Source organism: Rhizobium sp. Pop5 (assembly GCF_024721175.1).
Classification (GTDB): Bacteria; Pseudomonadota; Alphaproteobacteria; order Rhizobiales; family Rhizobiaceae; genus Rhizobium.
This window is the reverse complement of the sequence record NZ_CP099399.1, coordinates 238,232-255,456: the sequence shown is the minus strand read 5'-3', so window position 1 is coordinate 255,456 and position 17,225 is coordinate 238,232. Positions and strand designations below refer to the sequence as shown.

Annotated in this window: 17 protein-coding genes and 1 pseudogene; 15 read left to right on the top strand and 3 right to left on the bottom strand. The window is 60.9% G+C overall.

Annotated elements, in window-relative coordinates:
- Window positions 1-279 precede the first annotated feature (279 nt).
- Window positions 280-1,077, top strand: a complete 798-nt coding sequence (locus NE852_RS03510; protein WP_008524083.1) for a creatininase family protein — start codon at window positions 280-282, stop codon at window positions 1,075-1,077.
- A 21-nt stretch (window positions 1,078-1,098) separates the two neighbouring features.
- Here the strand turns inward: NE852_RS03510 and NE852_RS03505 are convergent, their stop codons facing one another.
- Window positions 1,099-2,049, bottom strand: coding sequence for a LysR family transcriptional regulator (locus NE852_RS03505; RefSeq protein WP_008524085.1), 951 nt, complete (start codon window positions 2,047-2,049; stop codon window positions 1,099-1,101).
- 182 nt (window positions 2,050-2,231) lie between these two features.
- On the opposite strand from NE852_RS03505, the gene NE852_RS03500 reads away from it, so the two are divergent.
- The 6 genes from NE852_RS03500 (at window position 2,232) to NE852_RS03475 (ending at window position 8,286) form a co-directional block, all read left to right on the top strand.
- The gene (locus NE852_RS03500; RefSeq protein ID WP_037170833.1) at window positions 2,232-3,248 is read left to right on the top strand and encodes an ABC transporter substrate-binding protein; all 1,017 of its coding nucleotides are present in this window, start codon (window positions 2,232-2,234) and stop codon (window positions 3,246-3,248) included.
- A 69-nt stretch (window positions 3,249-3,317) separates the two neighbouring features.
- Window positions 3,318-4,142, top strand: coding sequence for an ABC transporter ATP-binding protein (locus NE852_RS03495; RefSeq protein WP_008524097.1), 825 nt, complete (start codon window positions 3,318-3,320; stop codon window positions 4,140-4,142).
- On the top strand, window positions 4,142-4,984 hold the full coding sequence (locus tag NE852_RS03490) for an ABC transporter permease (protein ID WP_008524099.1): 843 nt from the start codon (window positions 4,142-4,144) through the stop codon (window positions 4,982-4,984). The genes NE852_RS03495 and NE852_RS03490 overlap by 1 nt, the downstream gene beginning before the upstream one ends.
- Window positions 4,984-6,297, top strand: a complete 1,314-nt coding sequence (locus tag NE852_RS03485) for a cytosine deaminase (RefSeq protein WP_008524102.1) — start codon at window positions 4,984-4,986, stop codon at window positions 6,295-6,297. The genes NE852_RS03490 and NE852_RS03485 overlap by 1 nt, the downstream gene beginning before the upstream one ends.
- Before the next feature lies 1 nt (window position 6,298).
- The gene (locus tag NE852_RS03480) at window positions 6,299-7,708 is read left to right on the top strand and encodes an FAD-binding oxidoreductase (protein ID WP_008524103.1); all 1,410 of its coding nucleotides are present in this window, start codon (window positions 6,299-6,301) and stop codon (window positions 7,706-7,708) included.
- Window positions 7,705-8,286: an NAD(P)H-dependent oxidoreductase gene (locus NE852_RS03475; protein ID WP_008524105.1), complete on the top strand. Its 582-nt coding sequence runs from the start codon at window positions 7,705-7,707 to the stop codon at window positions 8,284-8,286. The genes NE852_RS03480 and NE852_RS03475 overlap by 4 nt, the downstream gene beginning before the upstream one ends.
- A 21-nt stretch (window positions 8,287-8,307) precedes the next feature.
- Here NE852_RS03475 and NE852_RS03470 read toward each other — a convergent pair whose 3' ends face one another.
- On the bottom strand, window positions 8,308-8,697 hold the full coding sequence (locus NE852_RS03470; RefSeq protein WP_008524108.1) for a RidA family protein: 390 nt from the start codon (window positions 8,695-8,697) through the stop codon (window positions 8,308-8,310).
- 125 nt (window positions 8,698-8,822) lie between these two features.
- Window positions 8,823-9,515, bottom strand: a complete 693-nt coding sequence (locus NE852_RS03465) for a GntR family transcriptional regulator (protein ID WP_008524110.1) — start codon at window positions 9,513-9,515, stop codon at window positions 8,823-8,825.
- 338 nt (window positions 9,516-9,853) lie between these two features.
- Between NE852_RS03465 and NE852_RS03460 the strand changes: the two genes are divergently transcribed.
- The 8 genes and pseudogenes from NE852_RS03460 to NE852_RS03425 all read left to right on the top strand — a co-directional run.
- Window positions 9,854-10,981, top strand: coding sequence for a BMP family ABC transporter substrate-binding protein (locus tag NE852_RS03460; RefSeq protein ID WP_008524111.1), 1,128 nt, complete (start codon window positions 9,854-9,856; stop codon window positions 10,979-10,981).
- 21 nt (window positions 10,982-11,002) lie between these two features.
- Window positions 11,003-12,133, top strand: a complete 1,131-nt coding sequence (locus tag NE852_RS03455) for an ABC transporter permease (protein ID WP_008524112.1) — start codon at window positions 11,003-11,005, stop codon at window positions 12,131-12,133.
- Complete coding sequence (locus NE852_RS03450; protein ID WP_008524114.1) at window positions 12,133-13,059, top strand: ABC transporter permease; 927 nt, start codon at window positions 12,133-12,135, stop codon at window positions 13,057-13,059. The genes NE852_RS03455 and NE852_RS03450 overlap by 1 nt, the downstream gene beginning before the upstream one ends.
- 90 nt (window positions 13,060-13,149) lie before the next feature.
- Window positions 13,150-13,851: a cysteine hydrolase family protein gene (locus NE852_RS03445; protein WP_008524117.1), complete on the top strand. Its 702-nt coding sequence runs from the start codon at window positions 13,150-13,152 to the stop codon at window positions 13,849-13,851.
- Complete coding sequence (locus tag NE852_RS03440) at window positions 13,848-15,398, top strand: ABC transporter ATP-binding protein (RefSeq protein ID WP_008524118.1); 1,551 nt, start codon at window positions 13,848-13,850, stop codon at window positions 15,396-15,398. Before NE852_RS03445 ends, NE852_RS03440 begins: the two co-directional genes overlap by 4 nt.
- Complete coding sequence (locus NE852_RS03435) at window positions 15,398-16,066, top strand: cysteine hydrolase family protein (protein ID WP_008524119.1); 669 nt, start codon at window positions 15,398-15,400, stop codon at window positions 16,064-16,066. The genes NE852_RS03440 and NE852_RS03435 overlap by 1 nt, the downstream gene beginning before the upstream one ends.
- Window positions 16,059-16,403, top strand: coding sequence for a cupin domain-containing protein (locus tag NE852_RS03430; RefSeq protein WP_008524120.1), 345 nt, complete (start codon window positions 16,059-16,061; stop codon window positions 16,401-16,403). The genes NE852_RS03435 and NE852_RS03430 overlap by 8 nt, the downstream gene beginning before the upstream one ends.
- A 139-nt stretch (window positions 16,404-16,542) precedes the next feature.
- Window positions 16,543-17,043 (top strand): annotated as a pseudogene (locus NE852_RS03425) (cytochrome b); the annotation flags it as partial.
- Window positions 17,044-17,225 lie beyond the last annotated feature (182 nt).

The following is a 17,225-nucleotide window of genomic DNA, read 5'->3' as shown; positions in this document are numbered from 1 at the left end:
TCATCGCCAGGACCCGCGCGATCTGGGCGGGTAGGCGATAGCGGCAGAGTGCATCTGCCCGTCTTCAGTTCATTGATTTCTGTGCGTCGTTGTCTGGAAACGGTGCACACTTTCATACGGCATGCTCTCATTTCATAAGTCTCCGCGATGAGCAGAGGCGCTAAAGCGCGATAAGGCTTCAATGACCTCCAAAAGGCATCGGTATGGGCGCAAATTGATGCTTTTCGTGCGCGATTATTTTCCCTACTCACTGCTAGATAAGCAATGAGAGGTGCGGCGATGGCGATGCCATTCTACTGGAATGAACTGAACAGCTACGATTTTGCCGGGCTTTCCGCTGACACCACGATCGCCGTGCTTCCCATCGCCTCGACCGAACAGCATGGTCCCCATCTACCTGTTGCAACCGATGTCGCCATCGCCAACGGCATGCTTGCAGAGCTGCGGAAGCAGAAGCCCGCCGATCTCGATTGCCTGGTGCTGCCGACACAGGAGATTGGCAAGGCTAACGAACATATCTACGGTCCTGGAACGCTGTCGCTCGGCGCCGAACTGCTCATTCCGGTCTGGACCGCGATCGGCGCCAAGGTTGCCGAAGCCGGCATCCGCAAGATGGTGATCGTCAATTCGCATGGCGGCAATGTCGATATCATGAGTATCGTCGCGCGGGAGCTGCGCGTGCGCTATGCGATGGCCGTCGTCTCCACGCAATGGGGTCGCTTCGGCCATCCCCAAGGCATGATCAGCGAACATGAACTGAAATACGGCATCCATGGCGGCGAGGTGGAAACGTCGCTCATGCTCTATTTCCGGCCCGATCTGGTACGGATGGACAAGGCTGAGAATTTCACGTCCAAGGCGGAATGGATGCGCGAGCAATCGAAATACATGCAGCCGCTGCCGCCGCATTCGCTGGCCTGGATCGCCCACGACCTCAATCCTCATGGCGTCGTCGGCGACGCATCGCTCGGCACAGCCGAAAAGGGCGAAGCCATCTGCCGCCATCAGGTCAAGGGTTTTGTCGAACTGCTTTATGATCTGAAGAGCTATCCGCTTTCCAATCTTTACGCGAAGTAAAGCCTTGTCGCGAACCGTGGCTCATATCGCGACGGACGTATCCGCCGCGATGTGACCCTTGGCCTGCAGTTCCTGCACCAGGCCGGCCAGTTCGGCGAGCAGATATTCGACGAACAGGCTGGTGGCGGAATCAAGAGGCGCGCGTGCGCGGGCAAAAAGCTTCATCGGCTGGCGGCGTGCATGCGGCTCCGCGATCGGCCGGAAGACCAGTTCGCCCTGCCGGCATTCGTTGATGACATCGAGCGGGTTCAGGATCGTCAGCCCTGCCCCCGATTTGACCAGCTTCTTCAGCATCTCCGATGCGTTGGTTTCGAGCACCGGTTCGACGTGCACGTCGAGGCGCGCCAGGGCCAGATTGATCACCTCACGCAGGCTGGTCCCTTGCTGTGCCAGCACGAGCCGCTCCTGGACGATATCCGCCAGGTTGATCGGACCGGAGCCGATCAGGTGGTGGCCAGGCGGCAGAACCACGCCGATTGGAATGTCGAAACTGCCGAGCGTGCGGATGCCGGGCGTTGCCGGAATATTGAAGCCGAGGCCGATGTCGACCTCGCCTGACAGCACGGGGTTGACCGTCATCGTACCGGCGTCGTTGCGCAATTGCATGAAGACGCGCGGATGCTCCGACTGGAACCGCGCAATGATTTCCGGCAGCGGGCCTGCCGCCAGGCCGACCGTCGTCACCAGCCGCACCTTGCCCGCCTGTTGCATCTTCAGGCTGCGGATGCGCCCCTCCAGCCGCTCGTAATTCTTCAAGACATCGCGAATATGCTCGATGCAGAGTTCGCCCGCCGCCGTCAGGCGCAGACCGCGCGGCAGCCGCTCGAACAGCGGCGCTCCCATTTCCTCTTCCAAAGCGAGAATCTGCCGGTTGATCGCCGAAGACGCCACATTCAGCCGCGCCGCTGCTTTGCGGATCGAGCCCGAGCGTGCGATCTCGTTGATATAGAGAAGTTTTCTGGAGTGCAGCATCACAACCTCGTCGCACAAAAATAAAGCACGCAGCGTAAATTAGGCACAGGCATTCTTTGAGATGCCAAAAAGGCATCGTTGCGCACGAAATTTGATGCTTTTCAAAGAGCAAAGCAATCGCTCCTATGAAGAAAATCGAACGTCGCCTCAGACGTTGCGAATTCAGAAGGGGAACGTCGATCATGTCCAACATATTGAAGCACAGCATCTCTTCCGCCCTTATTGGTCTTGGCGGAATGCTGGCGTGCGTGGCTGGCGCGCACGCGGCCGATAAGGTCAGCTATGGCACCAACTGGCTGGCGCAGGCCGAACATGGCGGCTTCTATCAGGCGGTTGCCGATGGCACTTATGCGAAACACGGCCTCGATGTAACGATCGTCCAGGGAGGCCCGAATGCGGCAAACAGCGCACTGCTGATCTCCGGCAAGATCGATTTCTACATGGGTGGACCGCAAGGCGAGATCTCGGCCGTCGAACAGGGCATTCCGCTCGTCGACGTCGCTGCGATCTTCCAGAAAGATCCACAGGTGCTGATCGCACACCCCGACGCTGGCGTCGAAAAATTCGAAGACCTTGCGAAGCTCAAGACGCTGTTTCTCGGCAAGGATGGCTACCTCACCTATTTCGAATGGATGAAGGCGAACTTCAAAGGCTTCAGGGACGAGCAGTACAAGCCCTACAATTTCAGCCCAGCTCCGTTCCTCGCCGACAAGGAGTCTGCGCAGCAAGGCTACCTCACCTCGGAACCCTATGAGATCCAGAAGCAGGCCGGCTTCGAACCGAAGGTCTTCCTGCTCGCCGATAGCGGCTACTCTCCCTACTCCACGATGATCACCACCACGCAGACGATGATCGACAGCAAGCCCGATGTCGTTCAGCGCTTCGTCGATGCCTCGATCGAAGGCTGGTACAATTATCTCTATGGCGACAACACCAAGGCAAACGAGCTGATCAAGAAAGACAATCCTGAAATGACGGATGGTCAGATCGCCTACTCCATCGCGAAGATGAAAGAATACGGCATCATCGAATCCGGCGACAGCCTGGACAAGGGCATCGGCTGCCTGACGGATGCGCACTACAAGGCATTTTTCGACGAGATGGTGGCGATCAAGGTCTTTAAGCCGGAGACGGACTACGCGAAGGCCTTTACGACGAAATTCGTCTGCAAGGGCACCGGAATGGCGATGAAGAAGTAAGCCCCGACGCCGGCAGTGATCCGCTGTGAACAGTGCGGATCACATTCCCCTGCATGAACGAGACAGGCAATGCCCCCAGCAGAAGCTCAGGCCTTATCCCCGAAAGAGACAAGCAAGCGGCCGTTGGTCGCCATGCAATCGGTTTCGAAAGTCTTCTCCAGCGGAACCGTGGCTCTTTCGAACATGTCGCTGACCGTGGAAAGCGGTGAGTTCATCAGCCTGCTCGGCCCCTCCGGCTGCGGCAAATCGACGGCACTGCGCATTGTCGCCGGGCTCGGTGATGTCACGTCGGGCGCAATCGACTGGCCCAGTTCGCGCATCAATTCCAAGGGTCTTCCGGAGGGGGATATCAGCTTCGTCTTCCAGGAGCCGACGCTCATGCCCTGGAAGAATGTGTTCGACAATGTCTATCTGCCGCTGAAGCTCAAACACATTTCGAAGGCGGCGGCGCATGATCAAATCCTGGATGTGCTGAGCACCGTCGGCCTGCAGGATTTCGCCAAGGCTTACCCACGCGAACTTTCCGGCGGCATGAAGATGCGCGTCTCGATTGCCCGCGCGCTGGTGACGAAGCCGAAACTCCTGCTGATGGATGAGCCCTTCGCGGCGCTCGACGAGATCACCCGCCAGAGACTGAACGACGACGTGCTGCGGCTCTGGAAGACGACAGGCATCACAGTCATCTTCGTCACGCATTCAGTCTTCGAATCCGCCTATCTCTCCAACCGCATCGTCGTGATGAAGGCAAGGCCGGGGCGCGTGCATGCCGATCTTCCGCTGACGGCCAGCCTGGAACGGGACGCGCATTACCGCACCTCGGAAGAATACCGCAAAGCCTGCGAAACGGTCTCTCACTCGCTCATCGGGGCGATCAACTCGGCGGAGGATCATTGATGAGGGACGAAACCGAGGCCTCGCCGCTACTTCTTGCCGGGGCCGCAAGCGCAATGCGCCGCGATCTGGCTCTGCGCATCTGCATCCCTTTCCTGCTGATCGCGTCTCTGATCCTGATCTGGTACGTCTACGTGAAGCTGTCTGGCGTGCCGCCTTACATCCTTCCGGGTCCGGCGGCGGTCGCCAGTGCCTTCGTCACTGACTGGGGCACGCTTGCCCCTGCCCTATGGGTCACCACAAAGATCACCCTCATGTCGCTGGTGCTGGCGCTCGTCGGCGGCGTCGGTTTTGCGATCTTTCTCGTGCAATCCCGCTGGATCGAACTCGCCTTCTATCCGCTCGCGGTTATTCTTCAGGTTACGCCGATCGTGGCGATCTCGCCGCTGATCCTGATCTATGCGCCGTCGACCCAGGTGGCGCTGCTGGTCTGCGCCTTCCTCGTCGCCTTCTTCCCGATCCTTTCGAATATGGTCCAGGGGCTGAAAAGCGTCGATCACAATCTCATCAACCTGTTCGAGCTCTACGGCGCCTCACGCTGGCAGACGTTGCTCTTTCTCAAGCTGCCGGCCGCCCAGCCCTATTTCATGACCGGCCTCAGGATCGGCGGCGGCCTTGCGCTGATTGCCGCCGTCGTCGCGGAATTTGCCGCGGGCTCCGCGGGCGCCGGCTCCGGCCTCGCCTTCCGGCTGCTCGAAGCACAGTACCGGCTCAACATTCCACGCCTCTTTGCGGCGCTGCTGATGCTCTCGCTGCTCGGCGTGGCGATCTTCGCCGTCACCTCCTTCATTTCGTGGCTTGCCCTGCACCGCTGGCACGAGAGCAGCCTGAAACGGGAAAACTGATGACCTACTCCTTCATCTCCCCACCCAATGCCAGCCGCTTCGTGCTGAGCAATGCGACCCTGCCTGCCGCCGCCGTCACCGGTTATGAGGCGCCTGTTGTCGAGGGGCTCGTCAGGGCGGATATCGTCATCGCCGACGGCATGATTTCCGCCCTGCTGGCGCCGGGCGAAGCGCCTATCGAATTGGCGAAATCCGACCTGAAGGAGGGCATGGTCTGGCCCTGCTTCGCCGACATGCATACGCATCTCGACAAGGGCCACATCTGGCCGCGCAACGCCAATCCGGACGGTACTTTCCCGGGAGCGTTGGAGGCCGTGCGCGCAGACCGCGAGGCGAACTGGTCGGCCGCCGACGTGAAGAAGCGCATGGAGTTTTCCCTGCGCTCCGCCTATGCGCACGGCACCAGCCTGATCCGGACCCATCTCGATTCCCTTGCGCCGCAGCATCGCATTTCCTTCGAGGTCTTTGCCGAGATGCGCGATGTCTGGAAGGACAGGATCGCCTTGCAGGCGGTGGCGCTGTTTCCGATGGAAGACATGGCGGACGCGGCCTATTTCGCCGATCTCGTCACCGTGGTCCGCGAAAAGGGCGGGCTGATCGGCGGCGTCACCCGGATGAGCGCCGATCTAGACAGCCAGCTCGACAGGCTGTTCAGCGCCGCGGCCGATAACGGCCTCGATGTCGATCTTCATGTCGACGAGACCGACGATCCGGCTGCGGAAACCCTGAGGGCGATCGCGCAAGCGGTGCTGCGCAATCGCTTCGGCGGCAAGGTGACAGCCGGCCATTGCTGCTCGCTCGCCCGCCAGGACGAGGAAACGGCCAAACGCACGGTCGAACTCGTCGCGCAGGCCGGTCTCGCCATCGTCTCGCTGCCGATGTGCAACATGTATCTGCAGGACCGCTATCCCGGCCGCACACCGCGCTGGCGCGGCGTCACCCTGTTCAAGGAATTGGCGGCGGCCGGCGTCGCCACCGCCGTCGCCTCCGACAATACCCGCGATCCCTTCTATGCCTATGGTGACCTCGACCCGGTGGAGGTGTTCCGCGAGGCGGTCCGCATCCTGCATCTCGATCACCCTCTGGATGCGGCCGCGCGTGTCGTCACCACCTCGCCCGCCGATATTCTCGGCCGGCCGGATATGGGGCGCATCGCCGTCGGCACTGCTGCCGATCTCGTGCTCTTCAGCGCCAGGCGCTGGAGCGAATTTCTTTCCCGTCCGCAGTCCGACCGCGTCGTCCTTCGCCGCGGCAAGGTAATCGACCGCAGCCTACCGGACTATCGTGAACTCGACAGCGTCGTTGGAGCCTGACATGCCGAATTATCAGACGATCAAGAAAGAACTCGAAGGCATCGCCATCGAGGATAATCCGGCGCTGGTGCGCCAGAAGAGCCGCGATTTCTACTGGTATTCGCCGATACTGAAGGCGCAGCTCGACAATGTGACGGCCGATCTCGTCGTCACGCCGACAAACGAAGAAGAGGTCATCCGGACGCTAAAGGTCGCCTTCGCGCATGGCGTGCCGGTCACGCCGCGCGGCGGCGGCACCGGCAATTACGGTCAGGCGATGCCGCTTTCCGGCGGGATCGTGCTGAACCTTGCAGCCATGGATAAGATCAAGGAAATCCATCCCGGCCGGGTGGTCTGCGAGCCGGGTATCATCATTGCCCAGCTCGACAAGCAGACCAAGGCTCATTCCGGCCAGGAGCTTCGGTTCCATCCCTCGACGGCGCAGATGGCGACCGTCGGCGGCTTCATTGCCGGCGGCTCCGGCGGCGTCGGCTCGATCACCTGGGGTGGCTTGCGCGATCTCGGCAATATTCTGCGCCTTCGCGTCGTCACCATGGAGGCCGAGCCGCGCGTGCTCGATCTCACCGGCTGGGATCTGCAGAAGGTGAGCCATGCCTACGGCACCAACGGCGTCATCACCGAGATCGAAATGCCGCTGGCGCCTGCCTATGACTGGGTCGATGTTCTCGTCGGTTACGACGATTTCATGGCCTGCGTGCGCTTTTCGGATGCGCTTGCCAAGTGCAACGGCATCCTCGTCAAGGAGATCGCACCGATCGCAGCGCCGATCCCGCACGACTATTTCACCCGCCATAAGCCCTATATTCGCAAGGGACAGTCTGTTGTGGTGCTGATGATCGCGCCGCATGCGATGGATGCCTTCCTCGCCTTCACCTCAGCCCACAAGGGCGAAGTGATCTTCCGCTCCGACAGGGTCGAGAGCATGAAGGGCATCCCTCATGCCTATGAACTTGCCTGGAATCACACGACGCTGCGCGCGTTGAAAGTCGATCCGGGCTTCACCTATTTGCAGGTCCAGTATCCAGGCCCGGATCACGTGGCCAAGGTCGCCAAGATGGTGGAGATCTTCGGCGAAGAGGTGCCAGGGCATCTCGAATTCATCAAGTTCGACGGGCAGATCCAGTGCTCCGGCCTGCCGCTGGTGCGCTATACCACGGAGGAGCGTCTCGAAGAGATCATCCGGATCCACCAGGATCATGGCTGCCCGATCTTCAATCCGCATCGCTATACGCTGGAGGAAGGCGGCATGAAGCGCACCGACAAGGTGCAGCTCGCCTTCAAGCACGAAACTGACCCGAAGGGGCTTCTGAACCCGGGCAAGATGATCGCCTGGGAGAACCCCGACTTCGATTTCAATGCCGGCAAGAACTATCTCTTCCCCGGCCTTGCGAGCGTCATGGAGGCCTCATGAGAGTTCTCGTGCTGCATTCGCATCCGGTGGAGGAAAGCTACGGCAAGGCGCTCTACAGACAGACGCTGGAAAGCCTGCAAAGGGCCGGCCACGAGGTAGATGCATGCGATCTCTATGCCGAAGATTTCGACCCCATACTCTCCCGGCGCGACCGGCTCGCCTATCATGACTATCCCGGCAACACCGAACTGGTGACATCGTATGTCGAGCGGCTGAAGCGGGCCGAAGGGCTGGTGCTCGTCACGCCGATCTGGAATTTCGGTTTCCCGGCTATATTGAAGGGCTATTTCGACCGCGTCTGGCTTCCGGGCGTCTCCTTCGAACTCGTCGACGGCAAGGTGGAATCGCGGCTACGCCATATCAGGAAGCTCGCGGCCGTGCTGACTTATGGAGCAACGCCATTCCGCGCCTTCGCGGCCGGCAACCCGCCAAAGAAGATCGTCAAGCGGGTTTTGAGGGCGCAGATCAATCCGCTGCGCCCGGTCACCTTCCTTGCTCATTACGACATGAACAGCTGTACGCCCGAAACGCGAGCGCGTTTTCTGGCGAAGGTGAAGACATCGATGGAAAATTTCTGAAGCGCATCGCGCCACCGGACATCACAATACTTTGGCGGCCGTGACTTCGACCTCGACGAGGAATTCCGGCCGGGTGAAACCGCCGACGATGATCAACGTCGAGACGGGCTTGGGGTCCAGCGTATACCGATCGCGCACCGCCATGTAGGATGGGAAATCCTCCCGTTTCGTGACGAAGCCGGAAATGCGGATGACGTCCGCAAAACTCATCTCCGCATCGGCAAGAATGGCTTTGATCGCTTCGAAGCATAGCTCGGCCTGCTTGCCAACATCCTCCGGCACCTCGTCGTCGAGACCAATGCCGAGCTGACCTGAGGTGACGAGCAGCGAAGCGCCCGGCGGCACCAGCAACCCATGATTATAATTTCCGAACGGACGGCGGACTGAGGGCGGATTGAAAATCTTCTTCATCGGCATTTCCTACTCTAAGCGGAACACGACGCGTCATTCCATCCTGTTGGATAACAAGAGCGGAAATGGGTGGATAGCAGTTTCTTCGTCGTGGCTTTCTTCCAGCGGACCCGAGGCGCCGGATTTCAGGCATCGTGCGCGCCCGGCTCCCCGGCGGCTGCAAACACCGCGCTGGCGTCGCTGACCATCTCCACATGGGAATAAGCCGCCTGAGCAGCGGCGGCGCCATCCGCCCGCATGATCGCGGTCACGATCCGGTCGTGTTCCTCATAGGATTTTGCCAGGCGTCCGGGCAGACGGAACTGCGCCCGCCGAAAGGGCGCCAGCCGCGCCCGCGTCTGGGTCACCATCTCGAAAACATGATCGTTGTGCGCGCCGCGATAAAGGCGGGTGTGAAATTCGGTATTGTGCGCGGCATATTCCTCTTCCGCGCCGGTATGCACGAGCCTCATCGATGCCTTGTGCTCCAGCTCCAGCGTGCGCCGCTCATCGACTGTCATGCGCTCGGCAGAGAGCCTAGCGCAGATCGCTTCGAGTTCCGCCATCGCCTCGAACATCGAATGCAGATAGGTTTCGGTCACGTTGGTGACGACGGCGCTGCGGTTTGGCTCTCGGTCGACAAGCCCCATCGCCCCGAGTTCACGAAGGGCCTCACGCACGGGTGTGCGCGACACGTCGAAGCGGGCGGCCAGCGAGACTTCGTCAAGCTTCTCGCCCGGCAGCGTCTGCCCTGTGACGATCATATCGGCAATCGCCCGTACCATCTGTTCGACGGTGGTTCCTGCCCTGATGAGCTCTCTGCGCCTGACCTGCTTCAAGGGGATGATTCTACGTCGTTTCGATTGCATACACATGCACGTTCGGCTGAGCGAAGTCAAATATCAGTATATATAATTGATATAGTTAGCAAAAATGCAATTTCAATGACGCCTTATATTGCATCTCCAGCTTATAACGCAAATATAAGATGGTTTTGTAGGCGATGCATAATTTTTGATCTAATTCCGAGATGAAATTGCATGCACCTTTCATCATCCGATCAAGGATCGTAATTTTATCTCATAGAATCAATACGCTAAAATCTGGCATAACCATTGCATACACTTTTCTGTAACCAATTGAAAACGGCTAAAACCGCCGTAAAGGGAGCATTCCGATGACCAGACTCCTTTCCATGAAACGCCGCCACTTCCTTCAGGCTTCTGCCGCTGCCGCTCTCGCCGGCGCGGCGCCTGGGCTCCTCTCCTCGCGCGCGCTTGCGCAGACGGCTCTGACCGTCGGCTTCATCTATGTCGGCCCCAAGGACGACTATGGCTACAACCAGGCGCACGCCGAGGGCGCCGCTGCCGTCAAGGCGATGCCGGGGATTACCGTCGTCGAAGAGGAGAACGTTCCCGAGACGGTCGATGTTGAGAAGACGATGGAATCGATGATCAATCTCGATGGCGCCACGCTGCTCTTCCCGACCTCCTTCGGCTATTTCGATCCGCACATGCTGGCCATGGCCGCCAAACATCCGGACATCCAGTTCCGCCATTGCGGCGGGCTCTGGCAGGAGGGCAAGCATCCGGCCAATACCGGCTCCTATTTCGGCTATATTTTCCAGGGCCAATATCTGAACGGCATCGCTGCCGGTCACGCGACGAAGAGCAAGAAGATAGGTTTCGTCGCCGCCAAGCCGATCCCGCAGGTGCTGCAGAACATCAATGCCTTCCTGCTCGGCGCGCGCAGCGTCGATCCGACCATCACCTGTCAGGTGATCTTCACCGGCGAATGGTCGCTTGCCGTCAAGGAAGCGGAAGCCACCAACGCGCTGGTCGACCAGGGTGCAGACGTCATCACCTGCCATGTCGACAGCCCGAAGGTGGTGGTCGAAACGGCCGCCGGCCGCGGTGCCTTCGTCTGCGGTTATCACGCCAATCAGAGCCCGCTTGCGCCCGAGAAATACCTCACCGGCGCCGAATGGGCCTGGGGCAACGTCTATAGCGACTTCGTCAAAAAGGCCCAGGCCGGCGAAAAGCTCGGCAACTTCGTGCGCGGCGGCCTCAAGGACGGTTTCGTCAAGATGAGCGCACTCGGCCCTGGCGTTTCCGAGGCGGGCCGCAAGGCATTCGAAACGACACATGCCGAGATGATGAAGGGCGGCTTCTCGGTCTTCAAGGGGCCACTAAAGGACAACAAGGGCAACACCGTCGTCGCGGCCGACAAGAGCTACGCCGAAGACGCGATCGAGCTCGAAAGCATGAACTATCTGGTCGAGGGCGTCGTCGGATCCACGGCGTAAACCACAACAGGGAGAGGCGCCATGTCCGTTCAGGCCAATGATCCCGCAATAACAGTCGCTTCCGGCAAATCAGCCTCGCCGCGTCCCCTGCTCGAATGGGCCGCGCGCAGGGCCGAACCTATCGTTATCGGCCTTGCGGCCATCCTGATCGGTCTCGGGCTCTTCTCTCTCTTCATCCTGGCTGTCGGCAAATCGCCGGCCATGCTCTTCCAGCTCATGTACACCGGCGGCTTCGGCAGCTGGTTTTCCGTACAGAACAGCTTAAGCCGCGCCGCACCCCTTCTCCTGACGGCGCTCTGCGTCGCCCTGCCCGCCCGCCTCGGCCTCGTCATCATCGGCGGGGAAGGAGCAGTCGTGCTGGGCGGCGTTGCCGCCGCAGCCATGGCCATGCCGCTCGTGGGAATGGTGCCTGCTCTGCCCTCTCTTGTTCTTATGGCGATCGCCGCCATGGTGATCGGCGGCGCCTGGATCGGCCTTGCCGGCTTCCTGCGCCACTACCGCGGTGTCAACGAGACCATTTCTTCGTTGCTGCTCTCCTATATCGCCATTGCCCTGATGAACCAATTCGTCGAGGGGCCGCTGCGCGATCCCGCCAGCCTCAACAAACCCTCGACCAAGCCGCTGCCGGCCGACTATATGCTCGGCAATATCCCCGGCATGGATGTGCATTGGGGCCTTGTGATCGGCATCCTCGCCTGCATCCTCTCCTGGATCCTGATCGAAGTGACGAGCTATGGTTTTGCGGCACGGATCGCCGGCGGCAATGTGCGCGCCGCCCAGATCCAAGGTTTGCCGGTCGGCAGGCTGATCGCCGGCTTCACCGCGATCGCCGGCAGCTTCGCCGGGCTTGCCGGCATGATCGAGGTCGTCGCCGTCCAGGGGAGCGCCAATGCCTCGCTCGCCGCGGGTTATGGCTATACCGGCATCCTCGTCGCCTTCCTTGCCCGCCACAATCCGCTGGCGATCATTCCGGTCGCGATCCTGCTCGGTGGCATCGATGCTTCCGGCGGCCTCATCCAGCGCCGCATGGGGCTGCCCGATGCTACCGTACTGGTGCTGCAGGGCACGCTCTTCATCGTCATCCTCTTCTGCGAGACCTTCTACGGCCGCTTCAAGATCTTCAATCCCGACCTCTGGAAAAGGAGCCTCTGATGGAAGAGACGGGCATCGGCATCTGGGGCGTGCCGCTCGCGATCCTGGCGGGCGCCATCCGCGTCTCCACCCCTTTCATCTTCGTCAGCCTCGGCGAGACGATCACCGAACGCTCCGGCCGCATCAATCTCGGCCTGGAGGGCACGCTCGTCTTCGGCGCCATGACGGCCTATGCCGTTGCCGTCATGACCAACTCGCCCTGGCTCGGCGTGCTTGCCGCCATGGCGACCGGCGCCATCTTCGGTCTCGTTCACGGCTGGATCTGCAAATGGCCGAAGGTGAACGACATTGCGATCGGCATTGCGATGATGCAGTTCGGCCTGGGCCTCGCCTTCTTCCTCGGCAAGTCCTTCATTCAGCCGGCCGCGCCGCATCTGCCTGCGATCCCCTTCGGTTTCTGGTCGAGCATGCCGCAAATCCAGGCGGCGCTGAACATCAATGTGCTCTTCATCCTCGGCGCCCTGTTTGCCTTCGCCCTCCGGTGGGCCTTCGGGAATACGCGGGTGGGTCTCATGCTGCGCGTGGTCGGCGACAGCACGGATGCCGCCCGCGCCATGGGCATCAACCCGGATCGGGTGCGTCTGCTTGCCACGGCCGTCGGCGGGTCGCTGGCGGCAATCGGCGGCGCCTATCTCTCACTTTACTATCCGGGATCGTGGAACGAGGGCATTTCTTCCGGGCAAGGCCTGATGGCCGTCGCACTCGTCATCTTCGCCCGCTGGAACCCGGTTGGCTGCTTCCTCGCCGCCCTGCTCTTCGGCGGTGCCGGCGCGCTCGGGCCGGCGCTGCAATCGGTCGGCGTGACCCAGGGCTACTACCTCTTCTATGCGGCCCCTTATGTGCTCACCCTCATCATCATGATCGCGACCTCGTCGCCGACACGTTCGCTCGCCGGTGCGCCGGGCGCGCTGTCGCTGACGAAATGAGGAGGTGGCAACTGCTGTCCAGCCTCGCACTGAAGCGGTCGAACCGACGGAACAACATTCAAACCCGCGGGTGAATAGGAGAAGAAGACGATGGACGCCATGGTCGAAACCAAAGGACACTATATCGACGCCGATCCCTATGCCTGGCCTTATAACGGCGCCCTGCGTCCGGACAATACCGCTCTCATCATCATCGATATGCAGACGGATTTCTGCGGCAAGGGCGGCTATGTCGACCACATGGGATACGACCTCTCGCTGGTCCAGGCGCCCATCGAGCCGATCAAGAACGTTCTGACCGCCATGCGCGCCAAGGGCTATCACATCATCCACACCCGCGAGGGTCATCGACCCGATCTTGCCGACCTGCCGGCCAATAAGCGCTGGCGTTCGCAGCGTATCGGCGCAGGCATCGGCGATCCTGGCCCCTGCGGGCGCATCCTCACTCGCGGCGAACCGGGGTGGGACATCATTCCGGAGCTTTATCCGATCGAGGGCGAGACCATCATCGACAAGCCCGGCAAGGGCTCTTTCTGCGCCACCGATCTGGAACTGATCCTCAACCAGAAGCGTATCGAGAACATCATCCTGACCGGCATCACGACTGATGTCTGCGTGTCCACCACCATGCGCGAGGCGAATGATCGCGGCTTCGAATGCCTGCTTCTGGAGGACTGCTGCGGCGCGACCGATTACGGGAACCATCTCGCTGCGATCAAGATGGTGAAAATGCAGGGTGGCGTCTTCGGCTCCGTTTCCAATTCCAAAACGCTCGTGAGCCAGCTGCCATGAGCACGATCCGCGACACCCCGCTCCCACAACCCGGCAAGGCCGTCGGCATCGACACGATCGACATGACGATGCGTTTTGGCGGTTTCACCGCACTCGACCATGTCTCGATCAAAGTGCCCCCCGGCAGCTTCCACGCCCTGCTCGGCGAGAATGGCGCCGGCAAGTCGACGCTGGTCAAATGCATCATGGGCTTCTATCACGCCACGTCAGGTTCTCTCTCCGTCGATGGCCGCGAAGTGGCGATTGCCTCGCCCAAGGATGCGGCGAGCTACGGCCTCGGCATGGTCTATCAGCACTTCACGCTGGTTCCTTCGTTGACCGGTGCCGAAAACCTCGTCATCAGCCGCGCGGAAGTCCCCGCCATCATCAACTGGGCCAAAGAGCGGAAGGATCTTTCCGCCTTCATGGAGCGCATGCCCTTCAAGATTCCGCTCGACCGGCCGGTGAGCGAGCTTGCCGCCGGCGAGAAGCAGAAGCTGGAGATCGTCAAGCAGCTCTATCTCGGCCGCTCCTTTCTCGTCCTCGATGAGCCGACCTCGGTGCTGACGCCCGCGGAAGCCGACGAGATGCTCGGCCTCGTGCGCGGAATGACCGAGCGTGGCGAACTGACCGTGCTGATGATCTCCCACAAGTTCCACGAGGTGACGAAATTCGCCGATGCCGTCTCGATTCTCCGGCGCGGCAAGCTGGTCGGCACGGGCAAGGTCGGCGAGCTCTCCACCGCAGATATGGCGGCGATGATGATCGGGGACGTCAAGCTCGCCGAACTTGATACCCGTGTTCCCGTCTCCGAGAGCGCCGGGCCGGTGCTTAAGGTCGAACAGGTGAAGGCGCCGGATCGCTCCGGGCTCAAAACCATCGAGATCGACGATCTCATGGTCCGCTCCGGCGAGATCGTCGGCATTGCCGGCATCTCCGGCAATGGCCAGAAGGAGCTGACGGAAATTCTTGCCGGCCAGCGGCCGACCAATGCCGGTCGCGTCAGCGTCAAAGGTAAGGCCTACGGCGCGACCCGCCGCGAGACCCGCAAGAACAATGTCCGCTTCATCCCCGAAGAACCGCTGCAGAATGCCTGCGCCCCGCGCATGACGGTCAGCGAAAATCTCGCCTTTCGGACCTTCGATCTCAAGGTGGACGGCAAGGACGCGATCTGGCTGAACAAGGGCAAGATGAGGAAGCGCGCCACGGCGTTGATTTCCGACTTCAAGGTGAAGACCGCCTCGTCTTCCTCGCCGATTGCCGCGCTTTCCGGCGGCAACGTGCAGCGCGCCGTGCTTGCCCGCGAACTCACAGGCAAGGTGGATCTGCTGATCGTCTCGAACCCATGTTTCGGCCTCGATTTCTCCGCCGTTGCCGAGATCCGAGCCCGTATCATGAAGGCGCGCAATTCTGGAACTGCGGTTTTGCTGCTTTCCGAGGACCTCGACGAGCTGCTTGAGATGTCCGATCGCATCATGGTCATTTCCGAAGGCAGGCTGGTCTACGAGACGCCGGCGCGCTCGGCCGACATCGGCGTGATCGGCGCCCATATGGCGGGGCATCACTGATGGCGGAGATCAACGCAGAACCTTTCGCCTTCCCGGTGAAGCACGACCAGCTCGCCCTCATCGTCATCGACATGCAGCGCGATTTCGCCGAACCCGGCGGCTTCGGCGCCAGCCTCGGCAATGATGTCAGCCGCATCACGAGGATCGTGCCCGATGTCAAACGCCTCATCCACGGCTTTCGCTACGCCGGGCTGCCAGTTATCCACACGATGGAATGCCACAAGCCCGATCTTTCGGATCTGCCGCCGGCAAAACGCAACCGAGGCAACCCCTCGCTCAGGATCGGCGACGAAGGCCCGATGGGCCGTATCCTCGTCGCAGGCGAGCCCGGCACGGCGATCTTGCCGGAGCTCGCTCCGGTCAGAGGCGAAGTGGTTATTGAAAAACCCGGCAAGGGCGCCTTCTATGCGACCGAACTCGGCGAGGTCCTGCAGCAGAAGGGCATCAAACAGCTGGTTTTCGCAGGCGTGACGACCGAAGTCTGCGTGCAGACAACCATGCGCGAGGCGAATGACCGCGGCTATGAGTGCCTGCTCGCCGAGGAGGCGACGGAAAGCTATTTTCCGGAGTTCAAGGCCGCAGCCATTGCGATGATCCGCGCCCAAGGCGCGATCGTCGGCTGGACGGCGCATGTCGACGACATATTGGAAAGCATCGCCCATGCCTGAAACCACCCGCGAACTGCTAACCTCGGGCGGCTGGAAGGATCTGGAATTCGGACCGTTCCGCGATCAGGTCACGATCCACTGGATCCGGCCCTTCGAGGGCGACCAGCCAGGCGTGGCGCTCCTGAAATACGAAGCCGGCGCCGGCGTTCCCCGCCATCGGCATGAGGGGCTGGAAACCATTCTCGTGCTCGACGGCGTCCAATCCGACGAGGCAGGCGACTACGGCCGCGGCAGCTATATCGTCAATGCGCCCGGCACCGAACATTCGGTCTGGAGCGATACGGGCTGTGTCGTGCTCATCCAATGGGACCGGCCAGTGAAAATACTGGAAGAGTGACCTGCCACCGAGACTGCGCGGCTGGGGAATGTTCCAATTGGCCAGGACCGCGCGTTATTTCAAAGCCCACGCGGCATGTCAGCGATGTCTTAACCGGGGACTGCTAACTCTTGCCAACCATTGCAACAACGGCCGCATCATGAGACCAGGATATTTCCGCATCCAGATCTGGCTTCATTGGCTGATTGCCCTTCTCGTCCCGACCCAGTACCTGACCGGCGGCAGTATCGAGCGGACCCATCACGCCGTCCACATGGGAATGACACCCGACCGCTGGGATCTCGTCCAGCACCACCTCCATAATTACCTGGGGATCGGCATCGGCGTTCTGATGGGTTTGCGGCTTGTGGTCCGGCTCCTGTGGCCACCCCTGCCTGACGGGAGACCGGCCTCGGCGGCGCAGGCACTTTCCCGAGCGCTACATCATGCCTTCTACGCCGCCATTATCGGACAAGCGGCAATTGGGTTGGTGGCGAGCTACATCTGGTTCGGTATCGCGCCTTATCACGTCATTGGCTCCAGGATCATCCTAGCGATGGTGGCGCTTCATGTCGCGGCCGCGGCCTGGCACACTCTTGTTCTGCGCGACGAGACCATCGATCGCATGGTCATCGCTCGAAGACCGCCATCAATCGACAACGCCGAGGACGGCCAGCGCGAGGGCGACAAGCACGAGAAGAAAGAACGGCAGCAGCGGTTCGCGCAACCCCGGCAGCAACGGGAAATATCGTCGCGGCCGCGAAGTCTACCAGACACGGGCGTGTCATAGTCGAAACAGCTGCGAGCATTTTATCTCCTGCCGCTGATTCAATCCGGAACGCG

What these genes read in the sequence shown, in the direction of transcription:
- NE852_RS03510 (WP_008524083.1), top strand. Translation starts at nt 280, where the DNA reads ATGGCGATGCCATTCTACTGGAATGAACTGAACAGCTACGATTTTGCC.
- NE852_RS03505 (WP_008524085.1), bottom strand. Translation starts at nt 2,049, where the DNA reads ATGCTGCACTCCAGAAAACTTCTCTATATCAACGAGATCGCACGCTCG.
- NE852_RS03500 (WP_037170833.1), top strand. Translation starts at nt 2,232, where the DNA reads ATGTCCAACATATTGAAGCACAGCATCTCTTCCGCCCTTATTGGTCTT.
- NE852_RS03495 (WP_008524097.1), top strand. Translation starts at nt 3,318, where the DNA reads ATGCCCCCAGCAGAAGCTCAGGCCTTATCCCCGAAAGAGACAAGCAAG.
- NE852_RS03490 (WP_008524099.1), top strand. Translation starts at nt 4,142, where the DNA reads ATGAGGGACGAAACCGAGGCCTCGCCGCTACTTCTTGCCGGGGCCGCA.
- NE852_RS03485 (WP_008524102.1), top strand. Translation starts at nt 4,984, where the DNA reads ATGACCTACTCCTTCATCTCCCCACCCAATGCCAGCCGCTTCGTGCTG.
- NE852_RS03480 (WP_008524103.1), top strand. Translation starts at nt 6,299, where the DNA reads ATGCCGAATTATCAGACGATCAAGAAAGAACTCGAAGGCATCGCCATC.
- NE852_RS03475 (WP_008524105.1), top strand. Translation starts at nt 7,705, where the DNA reads ATGAGAGTTCTCGTGCTGCATTCGCATCCGGTGGAGGAAAGCTACGGC.
- NE852_RS03470 (WP_008524108.1), bottom strand. Translation starts at nt 8,697, where the DNA reads ATGAAGAAGATTTTCAATCCGCCCTCAGTCCGCCGTCCGTTCGGAAAT.
- NE852_RS03460 (WP_008524111.1), top strand. Translation starts at nt 9,854, where the DNA reads ATGACCAGACTCCTTTCCATGAAACGCCGCCACTTCCTTCAGGCTTCT.
- NE852_RS03455 (WP_008524112.1), top strand. Translation starts at nt 11,003, where the DNA reads ATGTCCGTTCAGGCCAATGATCCCGCAATAACAGTCGCTTCCGGCAAA.
- NE852_RS03450 (WP_008524114.1), top strand. Translation starts at nt 12,133, where the DNA reads ATGGAAGAGACGGGCATCGGCATCTGGGGCGTGCCGCTCGCGATCCTG.
- NE852_RS03445 (WP_008524117.1), top strand. Translation starts at nt 13,150, where the DNA reads ATGGACGCCATGGTCGAAACCAAAGGACACTATATCGACGCCGATCCC.
- NE852_RS03440 (WP_008524118.1), top strand. Translation starts at nt 13,848, where the DNA reads ATGAGCACGATCCGCGACACCCCGCTCCCACAACCCGGCAAGGCCGTC.
- NE852_RS03435 (WP_008524119.1), top strand. Translation starts at nt 15,398, where the DNA reads ATGGCGGAGATCAACGCAGAACCTTTCGCCTTCCCGGTGAAGCACGAC.
- NE852_RS03430 (WP_008524120.1), top strand. Translation starts at nt 16,059, where the DNA reads ATGCCTGAAACCACCCGCGAACTGCTAACCTCGGGCGGCTGGAAGGAT.